The sequence below is a fragment of the Exiguobacterium aurantiacum genome (assembly GCF_001766415.1).
Classification (GTDB): domain Bacteria; phylum Bacillota; class Bacilli; order Exiguobacteriales; family Exiguobacteriaceae; genus Exiguobacterium; species Exiguobacterium aurantiacum_A.
In genome coordinates, this window is the sequence record NZ_MKXO01000002.1 from 88,557 (window position 1) to 104,813 (window position 16,257).

A 16,257-nucleotide genomic window follows, 5' to 3' on the forward strand; every position below is an offset into this window, starting at 1 on the left:
CATCTCACCTGAGACTGGCGTCATTAATAATAAATGGTCATCGTATCGTTCCCGAGATGGCAACGCGTGCTCTTCCAGACAAACTCGGCGAGTGTCCACAGCGCCATGAAGCCGCTAATCGCTAACAACACTAACGCGTAGATGGGCGTCAATTGAATCAAAAACGACCATCCGAGCGTGAACAGGAGCGGTTGGATCAGGATCACGAAGCCGACATACACGAGAATGATGAGCAGTGCGAACAAGATGCGCCGTCCAATCGTCTGAAAGTGGTGACGGAAGCGCGTCAGTAAACCGAAGACGGCACCGGTCAGTAAGACCGGCAGCACGAAGGCGAAGTAATCGAGCGGATACGAGGTCGTCGGTGCACTGAACAGCCGTAGACTGAACAAGTCGTCCATGACGAGCAACAGGTTGGCGTAAGCGAACGCGAGCACCATGCCGAGCAGCCAGCCGAACTGGTTCCAAATGCGGCGAGACGATTTGATCGCCTCGATTTTTGTGTAGGCGAGAAACGAGACGTCACGCTTTTCGATGTCTTGGAGTTCGAGCTGCGTCTCGTTCAATCGCTCGACGGCCCAGTCGAACTCACGGTTCGCCTGTACCTTCTCATGCATTTTAAGTTCGCCCGACTGCTCGATGATGGAGCGGTAACGACGACGATACTCGTCGTTCGTTTTTGGTTTTTCGATCAAGAACATCGCATAGGCGCGTGGGTCTTGACTCGTCAGGCCGTCGAGGGATTGACCGCTTCTTTCTGCTTGTTGAATATACCCGGCCAAACTGTTGAGCAAGCGCTCCGCTGTTGAGTTATCGTCTAACAGTTCAGACAGATGTGTTCGCACTTGTTCGTAAAATTGCTGTACGGTCGGGTCGTTCGATACATGTGGGTTCAGGACAATTCCTCTCTTCTATATAAAATGGTCATACAGGCGGTTCGTCGTTATGGGAAAGTTTGAGCGATTCAAAGTCGCCTTGTTCGATGCTGCGAATCAAGATTTCACTTCCACCCATGTTTGTGGCGAGCGGAATCGAGTAGACGTCACAGAGGCGCATCAATGCACTCACGTCCGGCTCGTGGGGTTGGGCCGTCAATGGGTCGCGGAAGAAGATGATCATATCCATCTCTCCACGGGCGACCGAGGCGCCGATTTCTTGGTCGCCACCGAGCGGTCCCGACTTAAAACAATGGACCGGAAGTCCCGTCGCTTCGGCGACACGTGTTCCGGTCGTTCCCGTCGCAAACAAATGATGTTTCTCTAATATGTGAGAATAGGCTTTGACGAGTACGATTAAATCATCTTTTTTCTTATCGTGGGCAATCAGGGCGATGTTCATCTTGACTCCTCCTTAAAAATACTTCTTCTTAATTCGTATCATATTTGAACTAGAAAGACACGCCTTGTTTCTTAAGGTAAAATTTACCTAAAAAATCATTTTTCCAGTTAATATTTATTCAAGGATAAGAATTGTCTATGTTTAGGCATATGAAAATGTTGGTATTTATAAAGGGAGTCAAATAAATAATAATCATTTCAAAAGAGATTGGAGGAAGATGTCGGATGAACGATACAACGTATAATTTCAACACGTTCATGTCTTGGTTGCCAGAGCTCTTGCTTGCACTTCTTGTCCTTGTCGTCGGTTTTATTTTGGCGAAAGTTCTGGAAAACGTGACGCGCAAAGCGCTACGTAAAGCACGCCTCGACGATCGTGTTGGTGTCAAGCAAGAAGGAGAGCCGGAGAAACCCGGAAAAGAAGAAAAGCGGTGGACACCTGAACGAATCATCGCGAAAGTCGTCTTCTTTGGAGTATTACTTCTCGCATTCTTAATCATCTTTGAATTTATGAACGTGCCAGCGATCACGCAGCCGTTTAGTCAAATCTATGAAGGCTTCTCAGGTTTAATTACCGGAGTCGTCAAAGCAGGTCTCATTCTACTCGTCGCCTGGATTATCGCGACGCTCTTGAAGAAAGCGATTCAAATGGCGGGTCATCGCCTCAACTTGAGCAAGTTGATGGAGAAGACAGGTCAGGAGTCGACAAGTGTCAACCAGACGAAATGGGTCGACACGGTCGCAAACATCGTCTTCTACTTGGTGTTGTTGTTAGCACTTCCTGCCGTCCTTGACGCGCTCGGTCTCCGAGGCATCAGTGGACCGTTTGAAGACTTGTTGAACAGCTTCCTCGCCTTCATTCCGAAACTCGTCGCAGCGGCACTCATCTTTGCGATCGGTTATATCGTCGCGAAAATTGTCCGCGATATTTTGACGAAGTTCTTGGAAGCGGCAGGACTCAACAAGTTTGCCGAGAAACTTCACTTGGCAGATTACGTGAAAGGGTCAAGCCTAGCGAAAGCGGTCGGTACGGTCGTCTTCATCTTGATCATGATCCCGGTCACAATCTCAGCACTTGAGGCACTCGACATTCGAGGCATCTCAGACCCTGCCATCTCCATGTTGAACAATGTCTTGGCCATGATCCCGAACATCATCGTCGCAATCGTCTTGATTCTCGCTGGTGTGTTCGTTGCCAAATGGCTCAAAGGGGTGGTCGTATCACTTCTTGAGAATTTGGGCGTCAACTCGCTCGCAAGCAAGATGGGTCTCGGTGGACGTTCGACATCATCGACGTCGATTGCTCAAGTAATCGGCACGATCGTTCAAATCATCATCATCTTGTTGTTCGTGTCGGAAGCCCTGCAAGTCGCTAACCTCGACTTCATGGCCTCGCTCGCAACTGCAATCTTTGCTTACTTGCCGATGGTCATTGCAGCCATCATCGTCTTGGCGGTCGGTTTCTGGCTCGCCAATATGGCAGAGCGTCTCGTCGGCAGCGTGCTCGTCGATGCGTCAGGTCAACCGAGCGTACTACGCCACGTCGCGAAGTATGCGATTCTCGGGATCGCCTTCTTCATGGCCATCAGTCAGCTCGGCATCGCACCGATGATCGTCAATACGGCGTTCCTGCTTATCCTCGGTGCTGTCGCCCTTGCGTTCGGCCTTGCCTTCGGTCTCGGTGGACGTGAAACAGCAGCTCGCTACTTGAAAAAAGCTGAGAAGAGCATCGACGAGACGGAAGTATCAAAAGAGGGTCTCGAACAAGAGAAAGCACAAATGAATCAAGAAGCCGAAGCTGCGAAGCGACAGGCGAAGCAAGGTATCGATCAGTCGAAACGTGAAGCGGATCAAACGAAACAAGAGTTGAAACGTGAAACGAATCGGACAACGGATGTGACGAACGTGGACGGTCCAGAACCGAACCCGTTCCATGAAAACATCACGCCAGAAGATAACCGTTCACCCGACGACAACGAAGGTCCACGTCGTCCATAATCAGTGAACTGAGCGAGTCTCTCTAGTGAGAGGCTCGTTTTTTGTGTTGTGAAAAAGGGTGATTTTTGGTCGATAAACAGAATGAGAGAAGTCAGTGAAGAATAGGAGGGGTCAAAGTGTTTGAACGCTTTCAAAATACGTTAATTATGAATTATATCATCGGTTCAGGGATCGCGGTGTTCGGTGTCGGGGGTCTGTTCATCTTCCAAACGCTCGAACTGTCCCGTGCTGAAGTGATATCTTTATTTGCCATCATGGCGGTGTCGGGTGTGGTCATGATCAGTTTGGAGCTAGTCATGTATCGGCGTCACATCCGGCCGATTCAGAGCGTCTTTCGAAGTGAGACGCCTAGTTACGAAGCGCTTCAACAGGCGTTCGATCAGACGAGTCACTTTCCGACGTTGACGGTGAAGCGTATACTAGGACCGCATTTATTTGGCCTTTCAGTGCCGGCGATGAGCTTGACCGCGTTGGCGATTCAACAAAACTGGATCAATTTGCCGTACCGTTTGATTGGAATGGCGGCTTTTGGGGCGGTATTGATCGCCATTTTACATGCGCTCATCGAGTTCTTCTTGACGTATCGGTCGGTCGAGCCGTTGTTGCTTCATTTACAAGATCAAAGTGAGCAACTGTACGATACACCGCTCCAGGCGTCGTACCAGTCAATTAGCGTCCGGACGAAGCTTTTGATCAGTATGCTCGTCATCGGGGTGTTTCCGGTCATGTTGTTCATTCTCGCTTCGGGCGTCCAACTGTCGACCGTCGAGCAAGTCGACGCATATTGGCGTTGGGCCGGGTTGATCTTGGTCGTGATCGTCGGTGTCGCGACGTTCAGTAGCCTGCTCCTATACGACAACATCAAGCGTCCGCTTGCCACGTTGACACAAGGGATCGAACAGCTCGATGCCGGCGAGCTGAAACCGATCGACAACCCGTACGCTGATGAGTTTTCGCAGCTGGTGAACGGGTTCAATCAGATGGTGAAGAACGTCAATGAACGTGAGGAAGAAAACGATCAACTGCTGAACAGCTTGTTCGTCTTGTTCGCGGCTACGCTCGACGCCCGTGATTCCTACACGGCCGGCCATTCGGAACGGGTTGCCGCCTATTCTGTCGAACTGGCATGTGCGTTAGGTTGGCCGCAGGCGCAGATTGAGCTACTCCGAAAATCGGCGTTGCTTCATGATATCGGGAAGATTGGGATTCGTGACGACGTTTTGTTGAAAGAAGGAAAACTGACAGACCACGAGTTCGCCCAAATTCAAGAGCATCCGACAATCGGGATTCATATTTTGAATCAGATCACGTTGCCGGTCTCACTTCAGCCGCTCATGGCGGGTGTACGGTCACACCATGAACGAATCGACGGGAACGGCTATCCGGACGGATTGTCCGGTGAAGCTATCCCGCTCTTCGGCCGCATCATGGCGATCGCTGACGCCTACGACGCGATGACGTCAGACCGTCCGTATCGGCAAGGGATGCAAGTCGAGAAGGCGCTGTCGATTCTAGAGAGCGGGCGCGGTACCCAATGGGACGCGGCGTTCGTCGATGTGTTCGTTCAGCTGCGCCGTGAGGCGTTGTCCGCCTAAACGATAACAGGTCTGTCTCCGCGGAGACAGACCTGTTTGTCAGATGAACGTTTCGACGACGTACACCCCGAGGATGCCGCCGAGCACGACGAGCATCAAGTTGACGCGCAGCAAGGCGAGCATCGTAGCGAAGACGCCTCCGGCCAAAGCTGACGACAGGCTGCTCGTCGAATAGAGGATACCCGGGAAAATCAAGCTCGCGAGCACGGCATACGGTGTGAACAACAAGAAGCGCTTCAAGAGCGGCGGTAACTTCAAGTCGCGCAGCCAAAGGAGCGGCACGAGCCGCGGGACGTACGTGACGAGCGCCATAGCGAGGACGAGCAGGAACAGACTGATCATGTTGCGCCCTCCTGTTCATAGAGCAGGGCACCGACCCCGGCGGCGACGATTGTCGCGATGATGATACTCAAACCCGATGATAGCGGGATGAACGAGGCGACACCCCAATAGAGCACGACTTGGGTCACGACGGCAAGCGCCGCGACGACGATGACCGGTTTTCGCGTGAGCGATGGGACGAGCAATCCGATGAACATGGCGTACAAGGCGATGCCCATGCTCGCCTGGACTGACTGGGGGAGGCCGAAAGCGAGAAATACGCCGATCCATGTCCCGACGTTCCAAGCGAAAAAGGCGATCAAGTTCAAACCGAGGACAAAATGGCCACGTGTCGCTTCGTTCCGAGTCGAGGCGACACTGAACGTCTCATCGGTCACCCCGAACGCGATGGCAGCCAGGAAACGGTTCGAGGTTGTTTCGATCCGTTGCGACAGCGAGGCCGACATGAGGAAATGGCGCAAGTTCAAAATGAACGTCGTCAAGACGATCTCCCAATACATCGAACCGGCCATGATCAATTGAATACCGATGAATTGGCTCGCACCGGCAAAGATGAATAACGACATGGCCAACGTGATGACGTTTGGCATGTCGAACGATTTGGCGAGGAGACCAAACGCGATCGCGATCGGAATATAACCGACCGCGACCGGGATACCGGCGCGCATCCCGGAGCGGAACGCGTCTTGGTTGGATAAGGGAGTAGCTTGCTGGATCGGAGTCGCCATCGGCTCTCCTCCTTTCAAAATAGGTGATGTCCATTCATTCGAGACGAAGGAATGGTTTCCTGCTCAAACGATTAAAAAATAGGGTATAGATAGGCGATAAGGAGAGTGAACATATGAGTCGAGCCGAAGAATTTATCGCATCGTACCATCGGATTGAAGATTATTTGAGCCGTGAGATGGGGGACGGACAACATTTCAGCTTCAGCAACATGGTCAACCGTCTCGCTAAGCATAATCCGATCATCGAACGCTATAAAGAAGATTTGCACCAAATGAGCCAGTTGCGCAACGCGATCGTCCACGAGCGGCGAGAGCCTGATTTCATTATCGCCGAACCGCACGACTCGATCGTCGAGTTGATGCTCGAAGTGGAGCGGGAGCTGTTGCACCCGCGTCAAGTCATCCCGCTGTTTCGTAAACTCGTGACGACGTTTAATGCCGATGACGCGTTAGTCGAGGTGCTCGGTGAGATTCGGGATAAAAACTATTCCCAGTTCCCGGTCTATAACACTGACGGCTCGTGGCGCGGGTTATTGACAAAAAAAGGAGTGACCAGCTGGCTCGCCGAGACAATCGACGGCCCGCATGTGTCACTCGAGGGCGTTCAAGTTAAAGACGTACTTCATCACGATCCGCACCTTCGTCGTTACCGTTTCGTTGCGAAGGAGACGTCTGTCATCGAGGCGCATCAACATTTCATCAACATGAAAGACGGTGTGCGCCTCGACGCGCTCTTGATCACCGAGACCGGGGAAGAGAGTGACCCGCTTCTCGGTATCATCCGACCGCAAGATATTTTATACGTGATCGGTTGAGGCCATGTGCTCGATCGCGACCTCGTATTGGGTGACGGTATTTCCGAGGACGACGGGCTTCACTTCAGACGTGCCGTCGTCCCGTTTTTTATGGGCGTGTTTATAGGCACCGCTGTCGCGCCAGTTTTCAAAGCTCGCAGCGTCGCGCCACGTCGTCATGATCACGACTTGATCTTTCGTTTCGTCAGACGTATCGGTCAATACTTGCATGCGGATAAATCCGTCCATCGTCTCGATTCCTTTTGTCGTTTGGAACCGGGCTTTGACCGCATCGACTTTCCCTTTTTCAACATCTAGTTTGTTCATCACAATCCACATCGAGATGTCCTCCTCTGCAAATTCGTACACGTCTAGTATACATGGGGCACCTCGCTTCCTAGCGACTAGATGCTCGGACTTAGCGTTTGGCCCACCAGTCTTCGAACGTCCAGTTGTTTTGCTTCATCGTCGTCGCTTCCTTCACACCGACATAGCGGAGATGCCACGGCTCATAGTTGTAGCCGGTGATCTTTTCTTTCCCTTTTGGATAGCGAACGATGTAACCATAGCGGTGAGCGTTCTGGATCATCCATTTGCCTTCAGGTGTCTGATCGAACGAGGCGTATAGTCCCATCCGCATCTGTTGACTCGTCATATCGACGGCAAGCCCGGTTTGGTGCTCACTGTGGCCGGGACGAGCGACATACATCGAGGCATAGGCCGTGCCGCGAGCGTTGACCCAATAATTGTAGAGTGATTTTTGCGTGGCGTAGGACCGGTACGCGCTCAATGCGTAAAGCGTGTGTCCTTGTTTTCGGCCGTCATAGTAGAGACGAGCGAGCGCGTGCGCCGCCTCGGCAGCCATGAGCGTCCGTTCGCTTCCTTTCGCATAGACGGTCGGGATGGTGAGCGTGACGAGTTGACGGGACCGATAGGACGCGGACAGGCCATGTTGCTTGTTGACGAGCCGCAACCGCTCCGTTGACGTGAGTTTCGGGATACCGGCCTTTAGATTGCTCGATGGTGTGAAGTAGCGGGTGCTCCCGATGTAGACGTTCGACCAGCTTCGATTGTACGTTGTGTAACGGACGGGTGTGTTGGTGAGGAGTGTCTTGGCGACCGGTGACGATTGCATGGCCCGCCAGTATAGTTTCGTCGTCTTGATCGTGTAGCCGGGCTGAGGCGACGGGGTGGCGGCATAAGTAGACGAGGCGGTGAAGACGAGTACGAGGATGAGCAGCAGGCGGATGAGTTTCATTAGGACGACCCCCTTATGCATGGATAGTTTTCCTTTCCCTTTTTTTGAAATGATGAAAAGACGAGTGATTAGGGAATACTCAAACGACAGTCTCCGTCTCGTGACCCGATAGATGTACTGCCCCAGCCCGATGTGCCGGGGGGCTTAAACGAAGTAAACTGATTGTATAGACAAGAACTGTGCAACAGAAGAGAGGAGTGGACGCATATGGAACTTATTTTTGGCTTACCGTTGTTATTGCTCGTCCTATTCTTTGCCTTTTTGTATTTCAATATCAAAGGGTTATCGAATATGTGGAAAGACTACAACCGGACGAAATCGATGATCCCGCTCGGTTTTTTCATCATCGCGATCCTCGGAATCTTTACCGGGGTTTGGACGTGGCTCGTCATTTTGATCTACTACGCCGTTCGTCCGAAAGAGTGATTTGACACCGTGTGCGAAAGCGCATGGTGTTTTTGGTATACTGGGGACGAGGTGTTGTCATGGAGAAGTTGATCAAGGCGTGGTTCATCATCACGCTCATCACATTTATGTTATTCAAGCTCGGTGAAACGATGACGGCCGCCTATACGGAGCCAGCGGGCGAAGGAAACCCGTACGTGCTCGTCTTGTTGGTTGGCTGGCCGTTCGTCTTGTTGTTCATTTGGATCACCGTCCGGCTCGCCAGGAGAACGGTCGCGTCGGTGAACGGTCTCGCGCGGGTCGGTCTCTTCGCCGGGAGCATATTGATGGCGGGGATCGGTCTATACGTGAACTTCGGGCAGGCAAGTTCGTTGCGGGACGGGATACGAGCTTCTGAAAATGCGGCGTACGCGTCGGGTTGGAACCAGTTCACGAACATCATTTACGCGAATCAACTGACGTTTTTCGTGCTGACAGTCAGCTGTATGGCGCTCGGCATCGTCGTCTCATTCGTAACTTCAACTAAAGACGAGGAACAGCTCAAGTAGCCGTTCCTCGTCTTTTTAGGTCAGTTTGCTTTGGTAGAGGCGGGCGTAACGGTCGGCGGCGATAATGGCGTCGGCCACATCTTCAGGCGACACGTCGAAACCGCTATGAATCGTTTCCCCTTCAGCGGTCGCTGCTTGACCGACTTTCAAGATATCTTCTCGTGACGCGTCTTTTAGTTTCACGTCTTCGAGTGTGACCGGCAAATCGAGCGCCATGTAAAGGGCGACGTACCGTTCGAACTCGGCTTGCGTCCGTCCTTCAAGCGCGAGCTGGACGAGTGTCCCGAACGCGACTTTCTCACCGTGCGTCAAATGATGGATCTCCCCGTCTAAGGCGGTAAAGCCATTATGGATGGCATGGGCTGCCGCCAATCCACCGCTCTCGAAACCGAGACCGCTCAATAGCGTGTTCGCTTCAACGACATCTTCAAGCGCCGGCGTGACGACTTTTGCTTTTACCGATTCATAGGCCGGAATCCCATAATCGAACAACACTTCTTCACAGCGCTTGGCGATCGCTTCGGCGGCGATCGTCGGGACGCCGCCTGCCATCGTCTTGCCACCGAACGCGAGGACACTCCGGACCTCGACCCACGTCGCGAGCGCGTCGGCGATCCCTGAGGCGAGGAAGCGGGCCGGGGCCTCGGCGATCAGTTTCGTGTCAACGAGGACCAAATCGGGATTCTTCTTATAAAACCGGTAACTCTCAAAATTACCTTCATCCGTATAGATGACCGAGAGGGCACTCGTCGGGGCGTCAGTCGAGGCGATGGTCGGCACGATGACGATGCGGGCATTAAGCGCATCGGCGACGGCTTTGGCCGTGTCGAGCGTTTTCCCGCCGCCCATGCCGATGACGAACGCCGTCTCGTTCGCTTCTGCCGCCTTGGCGATCCGTTCGATCTCGTGACGTGACGCCTCCCCGACAAAGTCGGCTTTCTCGGCGTTCACACCGCTCGACGTCAACGAGGCGGTCACCCGTTCACCGATCAAGCTCCAGACGATATCGTCAGCGATGAGAAGTGCCTGTGAACCGAAATGCCCGACATACTCTCCGATCCGGTCAATCGTATTCTTGCCTTGCACATACTTTGCGGGACTGATGAAAACGCGTTCTGACATATTCAACATCCTTTCTCAAATGAATGTGGCGATAGGACAACATGTGTCTGTTCCCGATTTAAGGCGTGTTTCAAACGAACAATCATGTGACATCTCAGCGAAGCGAGGTCACATGTTCGTCCACATTCCGCCGAGTACTACGAGGACGACAATTAAAGCGGCAACGGCAAGAAATCCCCATTCAAGTATCGATTTGGTCACGATGGTTCCCTCCTGATGACTGATAACCCGAGTATAACGAGTTCAGGCGCCGTTCCTGTTTCAAAAAAATGACCAGGTCAAAAAAAGAATGACGTCTCGTCGTGTCGAGCGTTCGATGGTTTGAATGAGACCACAACGGGAACATTTAATTCGTATGCTTATTTCAGAAGGAGGAAATCACATGTCTAAACACGTACTGATCGTCACGACATCTGCCAATAAATTAGAGAACGGCCACGAAACAGGGTTATGGCTCGGGGAGTTCGCTGAACCGTACCTTTTGTTCGAGAAGAAAGGCTACAAAGTAACGATTGCTAGTATCGAAGGTGGAGACGTGCCAATCGATGCGAACAGTCTAGAAGACGGATTACCGGAAGAAATCTTAAATACGAAAACCTTGTTGAAAGATACGGTCCGTCTTGATCAAGTAGCGGATGAGACATATGATGCTGTCTTCCTTCCAGGCGGACACGGGACAGTCGTCGACTTCCCAGGAAGCGAGACGTTACAGCGTGTCGTTCGAGACGTATACGAGAGCGGCAATATCGTTGCAGCTGTCTGTCACGGCCCGATCGGCCTCGTCAACGTCAAGTTGAGCAACGGCGAACCACTCGTGAAAGGTAAGCGCGTGACTGGATTCACGGATGCTGAAGAAGTCGAGATGCAACTCGATTCAGCTGTACCGTTCTTGTTAGAGACGGCACTTCGTGAGAAGGGCGGAGATTTTGACAAAGCCGACAATTGGGCTGTCAACGTCGCCGTCGATGATCGCCTTGTCACGGGACAAAACCCGCAGTCTTCTGAGCAAGTCGCGGAAGAAATCGTGAAAATTTTAGGATAATGATGCGAACGACCTAGGGCTTGACCTAGGTTGTTCTTTTTTTTGGACATATGTCCTTTTCAAGCATTTTATTCTCGCGTACAGTCAGACGAGGAGAATAGGAGGTAAGTATGGGAATCATTTTTGCAGTACTCTCGGGAACGTTCATCGCGTTACAAGGCATCTTTAACGCAAAGCTTGGTTACGCGGTCGGGGCCTGGTTGTCCGTCACGATCGTCCACTTTGTCGGACTCATACTCGCTTTGGGCATTTATGCGTTCAAACGTGATGCAGACATGACGGCGTTCCGGCGTGTGCCATGGTATTACAGTTTAGGTGGGTTGTTTGGCGTCTTCGTCGTCTTTGGAGAGCTGACGGCCATCCAGCGACTCGGTGTGACGTGGGCAATCTGCGTGTTGCTCGTCGCCCAATTGATTGGGGCGTTCCTTATCGATTTGAACGGTTGGTTCGGGGTGAAGAAGAAGCCTGTCAATCAAGGTCAAATCATGGGACTCGCCTTGATGGTTGTCGGTATCGGGATTTACACATTCACGTGAGGAGGGGTGACATGGGGGTTGAAGCTGCGTTAACACGCCTTAACTGGCACCATCTTTTTTCGACGGAGACACTCGCGGCGTCGTCGATCGTGACATTTCCAACCGGTGCGATGTTGTGTGCGAACGATCAAACGATTGAGTCGTTGTTCGTCGTTTTAGAGGGACGCGTCAAAATTTATACGTTGAGCGAGGAAGGAAAACTGAGACTCTTGCGGTTGAAGACGGCGCCGTCTTTGATTGGCGATATTGAGTACGCCAGCGGCCGGGACGTCCTGCATACGGTCGAAGCGGTCGGGGCGGTCACGTGTCTGCGCATCCCGTTTGAAGCGCTGCGGACGCATAACCGGACGATCGAGTTCACGGAACACCTGCTCCGTGGGGTGTCGGAAAAGTTATTTATTGAGGCGAACGCCTCCTCGAATCATCTGATGTCGACGCTTGAAGAGCGGTTAGCAGGCTATCTCGTCTCACTCAGTGCGTCAGGAAATGAGTTGTTCCAACAAGAGATGAGTCAGTTGAAACGGAAGGAAGTCGCCGAATGGCTCGGGACGAGCTATCGCCACTTGAATCGGACGCTGCAGGCGTTCGCGGACGAGGGACTCGTCGAACGGAGTCGGACGAAAGTGACGATTCTCGATGCGAAACGATTAAACGAACGTGCCAATGGCATGGTGTATGAATAAGGAGGCAGTTCATGTTAGTAGGAATCATTTGTTCAGCGGTGGCTGGCGCGTTCATCAGTGTACAAGCAGCGGTCAATGCCAAAATGAACGTGTATTTAGGAGCTTGGGCGACGACCGTGCTCGTCTTTATCGTCGGATTCGTCGGGTCGCTCGTCCCGCTCGCACTTTTCGGCGGAAACATCCGCGGCGTGTTCGACATTTCACCGATTTATGCGCTCGGTGGTTTGCTCGGTGTCGGGGTTGTATTTTGTGTGATGCGAAGCATTCAACTGCTCGGTCCGACATTATCTGTCTCGATCATTCTCGTGTCTCAGTTGATTTGGGCACTCGGCGTCGACCTCTTCGGAGTGTTCGGAATGCCGCGGTTATCACTGTCACCAGGCCAAATCATCGGGTTGATGATCTTGCTACTAGGCGTGATTGTATTCAAACAAGCTCAGGCGGCAGCCATCGAACATCAAGCGACGGAACAGGCTACTTCACAATGAAGTGGCTTTTTTCGTGAGCAAAACGGGTACAGGTGGATAATAGATGTCTGATATGATGAGATGGAGTAGTACGAAATATACGTAGAGGTGATGAAACAAGTGGATTCTTCCATAGTAATTGATTTAATGATCGTCATATTTTTGATCGTGTTGAACGGGGTGTTCGCGATGACTGAAATCGCGCTCATCTCGTCGAAACCGGCAAAACTTGAAGTCGAGGCGAATCGAGGCAAACGCAGCGCCAAGATCGCGCTCAGACATTCAAAAGACCCGACCGACCTGTTGTCGACCGTCCAAGTCGGGATCACATTGATCGGGATCATCAACGGGGCTTACGGGGGCGCGCGTTTTTCAACACCGCTCGCTGACTTATTCGCACAGCTCGGAATGAGCGCGCAGTATGCGCCGACGGTCGGTTACGTCGTCGTCGTCACGATCATCACGTATTTGTCGCTCATCATCGGAGAGCTTGTCCCGAAACGGATTGCGCTCGTGTCACCTGAACGGGTGACGATGTCGATCATTCCGGCGCTTGACCTGTTCAGCAAAGTCATGCGCCCGTTCATTTGGATCTTATCGAAATCGACATTGTTCTTGTTCAAACTGCTCGGCTTGAAAGCAGAACAGTCGAGTGGGGAGACCGAGCTCGAAATTAAACAGTTGTTGTTCGAAGGAGCGCAGCAAGGGGCGTTCGCCCATGAAGAAGTGCAACAAGTCGAGCGCGTCTTCGCTTTCCACGACCAGTTGATCTATGAACTGATGCAGCCGCGGACGATGCTCGAATGGGTCGACCTCGAGGATGACATGGACGATATTAAAAAATCGATTTATGAGAGTAAACACAACAAACTTCCAGTCGGACGCGATTCGCTCGACGAGTTCGTCGGCTACATCGATGTCCGTGATATTTTAACGCTCGCGACGTTGCGTGAGCCGTCACAAATTTTAAAACGCATCAAGCAGCCGCTCATCGTGCCAAAGCAACGCGAGGCCAGCCAAGTGCTGCAGATGATGCAAAAGAACGGTGTCGAGATCGCGTTCGTGCTCGATGAATACGGTGGCTTCCTCGGTATGGTCACGTTGTTCGACATACTAGAAGAGATTGTCGGAGAAGTGATGATTGAAGAAGAGACGCCGGAAGTGGTCCGCCGCGCGGACGGGACGTACTTGGCGGATGGCTTGCTCGGGATTGAAGATTTGAAACGAACGTTCGGGATTCGAGATAATCGTTTCGATGAGGGCCGTAATTCGTACCACACGCTCGCAGGGCTCGTTATTTATTCGCTCGGCGACTTCCCGAAACGGGGAGACATCGTCGAGGCGTACGGGTTACGTTTCGAAGTCGTCGATATGGACGGGAAACGCGTCGACCAAGTTCTCGTGTCGATGTTGTCAGAAACGCCAAACGAAGACTGATGCCTTAGGGCGTCAGTCTTCGTTTTTGTGTGTGTTCCATGTTTCGAACGCCGCGCGCATGAGCACACGGGCGGTGTGGAGCATGGCCCGTTCGTCCACATCGAAGCGAGGATGGTGATGAGGGAAGACGGCGCCGACTTCAGGATTGCCGGCCCCGGCGAAAAAGAAGCTGCCGGGAACGTGTTGCATGTAGTAGGCGAAATCTTCTCCGACCATGAGCGGAGACATCTCGATGACGCCGGCTTCACCGACGACGTGAGCTGCACTTTGGCGAACATGCTCTGTCTCGGCGTAATGATTGATGACGGGAGGGTAGCCGCGGATATATTCGAGCTCATACGTCGCCTCGCTCGCCGCGCAGACGTGGGAGATGGCGCGCTCCATCTCTGTGATGATCCGTTCTTGTGTGTCTAGCGTGAACGTTCGGACTGTCCCTGATAACTTCGCTTCGTCAGCAATCACGTTGAACGCCTGGCCCGCGGTGAACGTGCCGACGCTTAAGACGGCCGGTTCGAGCGGGTCGGTGCGACGGCTGATGACTTGTTGCAACTGACCGACGACGTTCGCCCCGACCATGACGGCATCGACCGTATGTTGCGGAATCGCGCCGTGACCGCCTTTCCCTTTGATCGTCAGCTCGAAGCGGTCGGCTGCGGCCATGAGCGGACCGGCTTTTACCCCGATCGTGCCGTACGGGAGCGGCGTCCAGATGTGAGCGCCGAAGATGTAGTCGACACCGTCCAAGCAGCCATCTTCGATCATCGGCTTGGCTCCTCCGGGCGCGAGTTCTTCCGCAAACTGATGGATGAGAACGACGTCTCCCGGCAGGTCGGTCTCACTCAAGGCTTTGGCGAGCACGAGCAGTGTCGCCGTATGGGCGTCATGGCCGCACGCATGCATCGAACCGTTCACTTTTGAGCGGTACGGTACGTCTTTCAAGTCTTGGATCGGCAAAGCGTCAAAGTCGGCCCGGAAGGCGATGGTTGGTCCGTTGCCGCCTCGAATGCGTCCGACGACGCCGTTGCCGCCGACGCCTTCGCGGACTTCGAGGCCGAGCTTGCGCAAATAAGTGGCGATCGTTTTTGGTGTCTCCTGTTCTTCAAACGACAGTTCGGGATATTGGTGAAAATGGCGTCGAAGCGACACCATCTCGTCGTACAGTTCCGCCAATCGTGAATCGAGGTCAGTCACAAGCATGATTTGCACTCCTGTCAGTTAATCATTTTTGTTTGAAACCAGCTCCATAGATTATACGTATCTAAGAGGTAAGAGTTTCTAATCGCCTGAGCGGTGTTTCCCATGATCGCCATGGGTCATTGGTTACATTTTTCTAAGTTATGCTTATGGTATACGACAAAAGGGAATTAATACAGAAGTAAATCATGAAATGAGGTGTTGAAATGGGTTGGATTATCGCAATTGGTATCATCGCCGTCTTGGCGGTCATCTATTTTTCGATGTACAACGGACTTGTCAAATATCGAAACTGGGTCGACGAGTCGTGGGCACAGATCGACGTTCAGCTGAAACGCCGCTACGACTTGATCCCGAACTTGGTCGAAACGGTGAAAGGGTATGCGAAGCATGAACAAGAGACGCTTGCGAAAGTCGTCGAGCTACGGAACCAGCTTGGCTCGAAGACGAGCCGTCAGGAACAGATGGAAGTGAACGATCAACTGAGTGGTGCGCTCAAAAACTTGTTCGCGCTGCGCGAAGCGTATCCGGACTTGAAAGCGAACGAGAACTTTTTGATGCTACAAGAAGAGTTGACCCAGACAGAGAACAAAGTCGCTTACTCGCGACAGCTGTATAACAATACGGTCATGAAATACAATACGAAAATCGAATCGGTCCCGACGAACGTCATCGCTTCCGTCCATAAGTTCGAAAAACGCGACATGCTCGAGGCGCGCGAAGAAGAACGCGAGAACGTTCGCGTCTCATTCTAATGGATTGGAGTGGCGA

At 52.5% G+C, this 16,257-nt stretch carries 19 protein-coding genes; 11 read left to right on the top strand and 8 right to left on the bottom strand.

From position 1 onward, the window contains the following. Positions 1-23: 23 nt before the first annotated feature. Positions 24-845 carry a hypothetical protein gene (locus tag BJU60_RS06310; RefSeq protein WP_070328055.1) on the bottom strand — a complete coding sequence of 274 codons (822 nt, stop codon included), beginning with the start codon at positions 843-845 and terminating at the stop codon, positions 24-26. Between the two features lie 79 nt (positions 846-924). Then, positions 925-1,338 carry a methylglyoxal synthase gene (locus BJU60_RS06315; protein WP_070328056.1) on the bottom strand — a complete coding sequence of 138 codons (414 nt, stop codon included), beginning with the start codon at positions 1,336-1,338 and terminating at the stop codon, positions 925-927. A 224-nt stretch (positions 1,339-1,562) separates the two neighbouring features. Here BJU60_RS06315 and BJU60_RS06320 point away from each other — a divergent pair, with 224 nt between their 5' ends. After that, positions 1,563-3,335, top strand: a complete 1,773-nt coding sequence (locus BJU60_RS06320; protein WP_070328057.1) for a mechanosensitive ion channel — start codon at positions 1,563-1,565, stop codon at positions 3,333-3,335. Between the two features lie 146 nt (positions 3,336-3,481). Continuing rightward, positions 3,482-4,930, top strand: coding sequence for an HD domain-containing phosphohydrolase (locus BJU60_RS06325; protein ID WP_070328295.1), 1,449 nt, complete (start codon positions 3,482-3,484; stop codon positions 4,928-4,930). 39 nt (positions 4,931-4,969) lie between these two features. Here the strand turns inward: BJU60_RS06325 and BJU60_RS06330 are convergent, their stop codons facing one another. Together BJU60_RS06330 and BJU60_RS06335 are read right to left on the bottom strand one after the other, a co-directional pair. Continuing rightward, positions 4,970-5,272 carry an AzlD domain-containing protein gene (locus tag BJU60_RS06330; RefSeq protein WP_070328058.1) on the bottom strand — a complete coding sequence of 101 codons (303 nt, stop codon included), beginning with the start codon at positions 5,270-5,272 and terminating at the stop codon, positions 4,970-4,972. Continuing rightward, a complete protein-coding gene (locus tag BJU60_RS06335; RefSeq protein ID WP_070328059.1) occupies positions 5,269-6,000 on the bottom strand; it encodes an AzlC family ABC transporter permease in 732 nt (243 codons plus the stop codon). The genes BJU60_RS06330 and BJU60_RS06335 overlap by 4 nt, the downstream gene beginning before the upstream one ends. 113 nt (positions 6,001-6,113) lie before the next feature. On the opposite strand from BJU60_RS06335, the gene BJU60_RS06340 reads away from it, so the two are divergent. Next, on the top strand, positions 6,114-6,815 hold the full coding sequence (locus BJU60_RS06340; RefSeq protein WP_070328060.1) for a CBS domain-containing protein: 702 nt from the start codon (positions 6,114-6,116) through the stop codon (positions 6,813-6,815). Here the strand turns inward: BJU60_RS06340 and BJU60_RS06345 are convergent. Both BJU60_RS06345 and BJU60_RS06350 read right to left on the bottom strand, forming a co-directional pair. Then, complete coding sequence (locus tag BJU60_RS06345) at positions 6,798-7,121, bottom strand: antibiotic biosynthesis monooxygenase (RefSeq protein ID WP_254281661.1); 324 nt, start codon at positions 7,119-7,121, stop codon at positions 6,798-6,800. The genes BJU60_RS06340 and BJU60_RS06345 overlap by 18 nt on opposite strands. A 91-nt stretch (positions 7,122-7,212) precedes the next feature. Beyond that, positions 7,213-8,052 carry a M15 family metallopeptidase gene (locus BJU60_RS06350; protein WP_070328062.1) on the bottom strand — a complete coding sequence of 280 codons (840 nt, stop codon included), beginning with the start codon at positions 8,050-8,052 and terminating at the stop codon, positions 7,213-7,215. 207 nt (positions 8,053-8,259) lie between these two features. Here BJU60_RS06350 and BJU60_RS06355 point away from each other — a divergent pair, with 207 nt between their 5' ends. Beyond that, positions 8,260-8,478 carry a hypothetical protein gene (locus BJU60_RS06355; protein WP_016507949.1) on the top strand — a complete coding sequence of 73 codons (219 nt, stop codon included), beginning with the start codon at positions 8,260-8,262 and terminating at the stop codon, positions 8,476-8,478. 59 nt (positions 8,479-8,537) lie between these two features. Beyond that, a complete protein-coding gene (locus tag BJU60_RS06360) occupies positions 8,538-9,005 on the top strand; it encodes a hypothetical protein (protein ID WP_070328063.1) in 468 nt (155 codons plus the stop codon). 15 nt (positions 9,006-9,020) lie between these two features. Here the strand turns inward: BJU60_RS06360 and BJU60_RS06365 are convergent, their stop codons facing one another. After that, the gene (locus tag BJU60_RS06365) at positions 9,021-10,127 is read right to left on the bottom strand and encodes a glycerol dehydrogenase (protein WP_070328064.1); all 1,107 of its coding nucleotides are present in this window, start codon (positions 10,125-10,127) and stop codon (positions 9,021-9,023) included. Positions 10,128-10,509: 382 nt separating this feature from the next. Between BJU60_RS06365 and BJU60_RS06370 the strand changes: the two genes are divergently transcribed. The 5 genes from BJU60_RS06370 (at position 10,510) to BJU60_RS06390 (ending at position 14,292) form a co-directional block, all read left to right on the top strand. Then, positions 10,510-11,169: a type 1 glutamine amidotransferase domain-containing protein gene (locus BJU60_RS06370; protein WP_070328065.1), complete on the top strand. Its 660-nt coding sequence runs from the start codon at positions 10,510-10,512 to the stop codon at positions 11,167-11,169. Between the two features lie 110 nt (positions 11,170-11,279). Then, a complete protein-coding gene (locus BJU60_RS06375) occupies positions 11,280-11,705 on the top strand; it encodes a DMT family transporter (RefSeq protein WP_070328066.1) in 426 nt (141 codons plus the stop codon). 11 nt (positions 11,706-11,716) lie between these two features. After that, positions 11,717-12,388, top strand: coding sequence for a Crp/Fnr family transcriptional regulator (locus BJU60_RS06380; protein ID WP_083274036.1), 672 nt, complete (start codon positions 11,717-11,719; stop codon positions 12,386-12,388). A gap of 11 nt (positions 12,389-12,399) precedes the next feature. Further along, entirely contained in the window at positions 12,400-12,876 is a 477-nt protein-coding gene (locus BJU60_RS06385; RefSeq protein ID WP_070328067.1) for a DMT family transporter, read from the top strand. Positions 12,877-13,002: 126 nt separating this feature from the next. Continuing rightward, positions 13,003-14,292 (top strand): hemolysin family protein, encoded by a 1,290-nt coding sequence (locus BJU60_RS06390; RefSeq protein ID WP_254281662.1) that lies wholly within the window; start codon positions 13,003-13,005, stop codon positions 14,290-14,292. A 12-nt stretch (positions 14,293-14,304) separates the two neighbouring features. On the opposite strand, the gene BJU60_RS06395 is transcribed toward BJU60_RS06390, so the two are convergent. Then, the gene (locus BJU60_RS06395) at positions 14,305-15,489 is read right to left on the bottom strand and encodes an amidohydrolase (RefSeq protein WP_070328069.1); all 1,185 of its coding nucleotides are present in this window, start codon (positions 15,487-15,489) and stop codon (positions 14,305-14,307) included. 203 nt (positions 15,490-15,692) lie between these two features. Between BJU60_RS06395 and BJU60_RS06400 the strand changes: the two genes are divergently transcribed. Continuing rightward, entirely contained in the window at positions 15,693-16,241 is a 549-nt protein-coding gene (locus BJU60_RS06400) for a LemA family protein (RefSeq protein WP_070328070.1), read from the top strand. Positions 16,242-16,257: the final 16 nt, after the last annotated feature.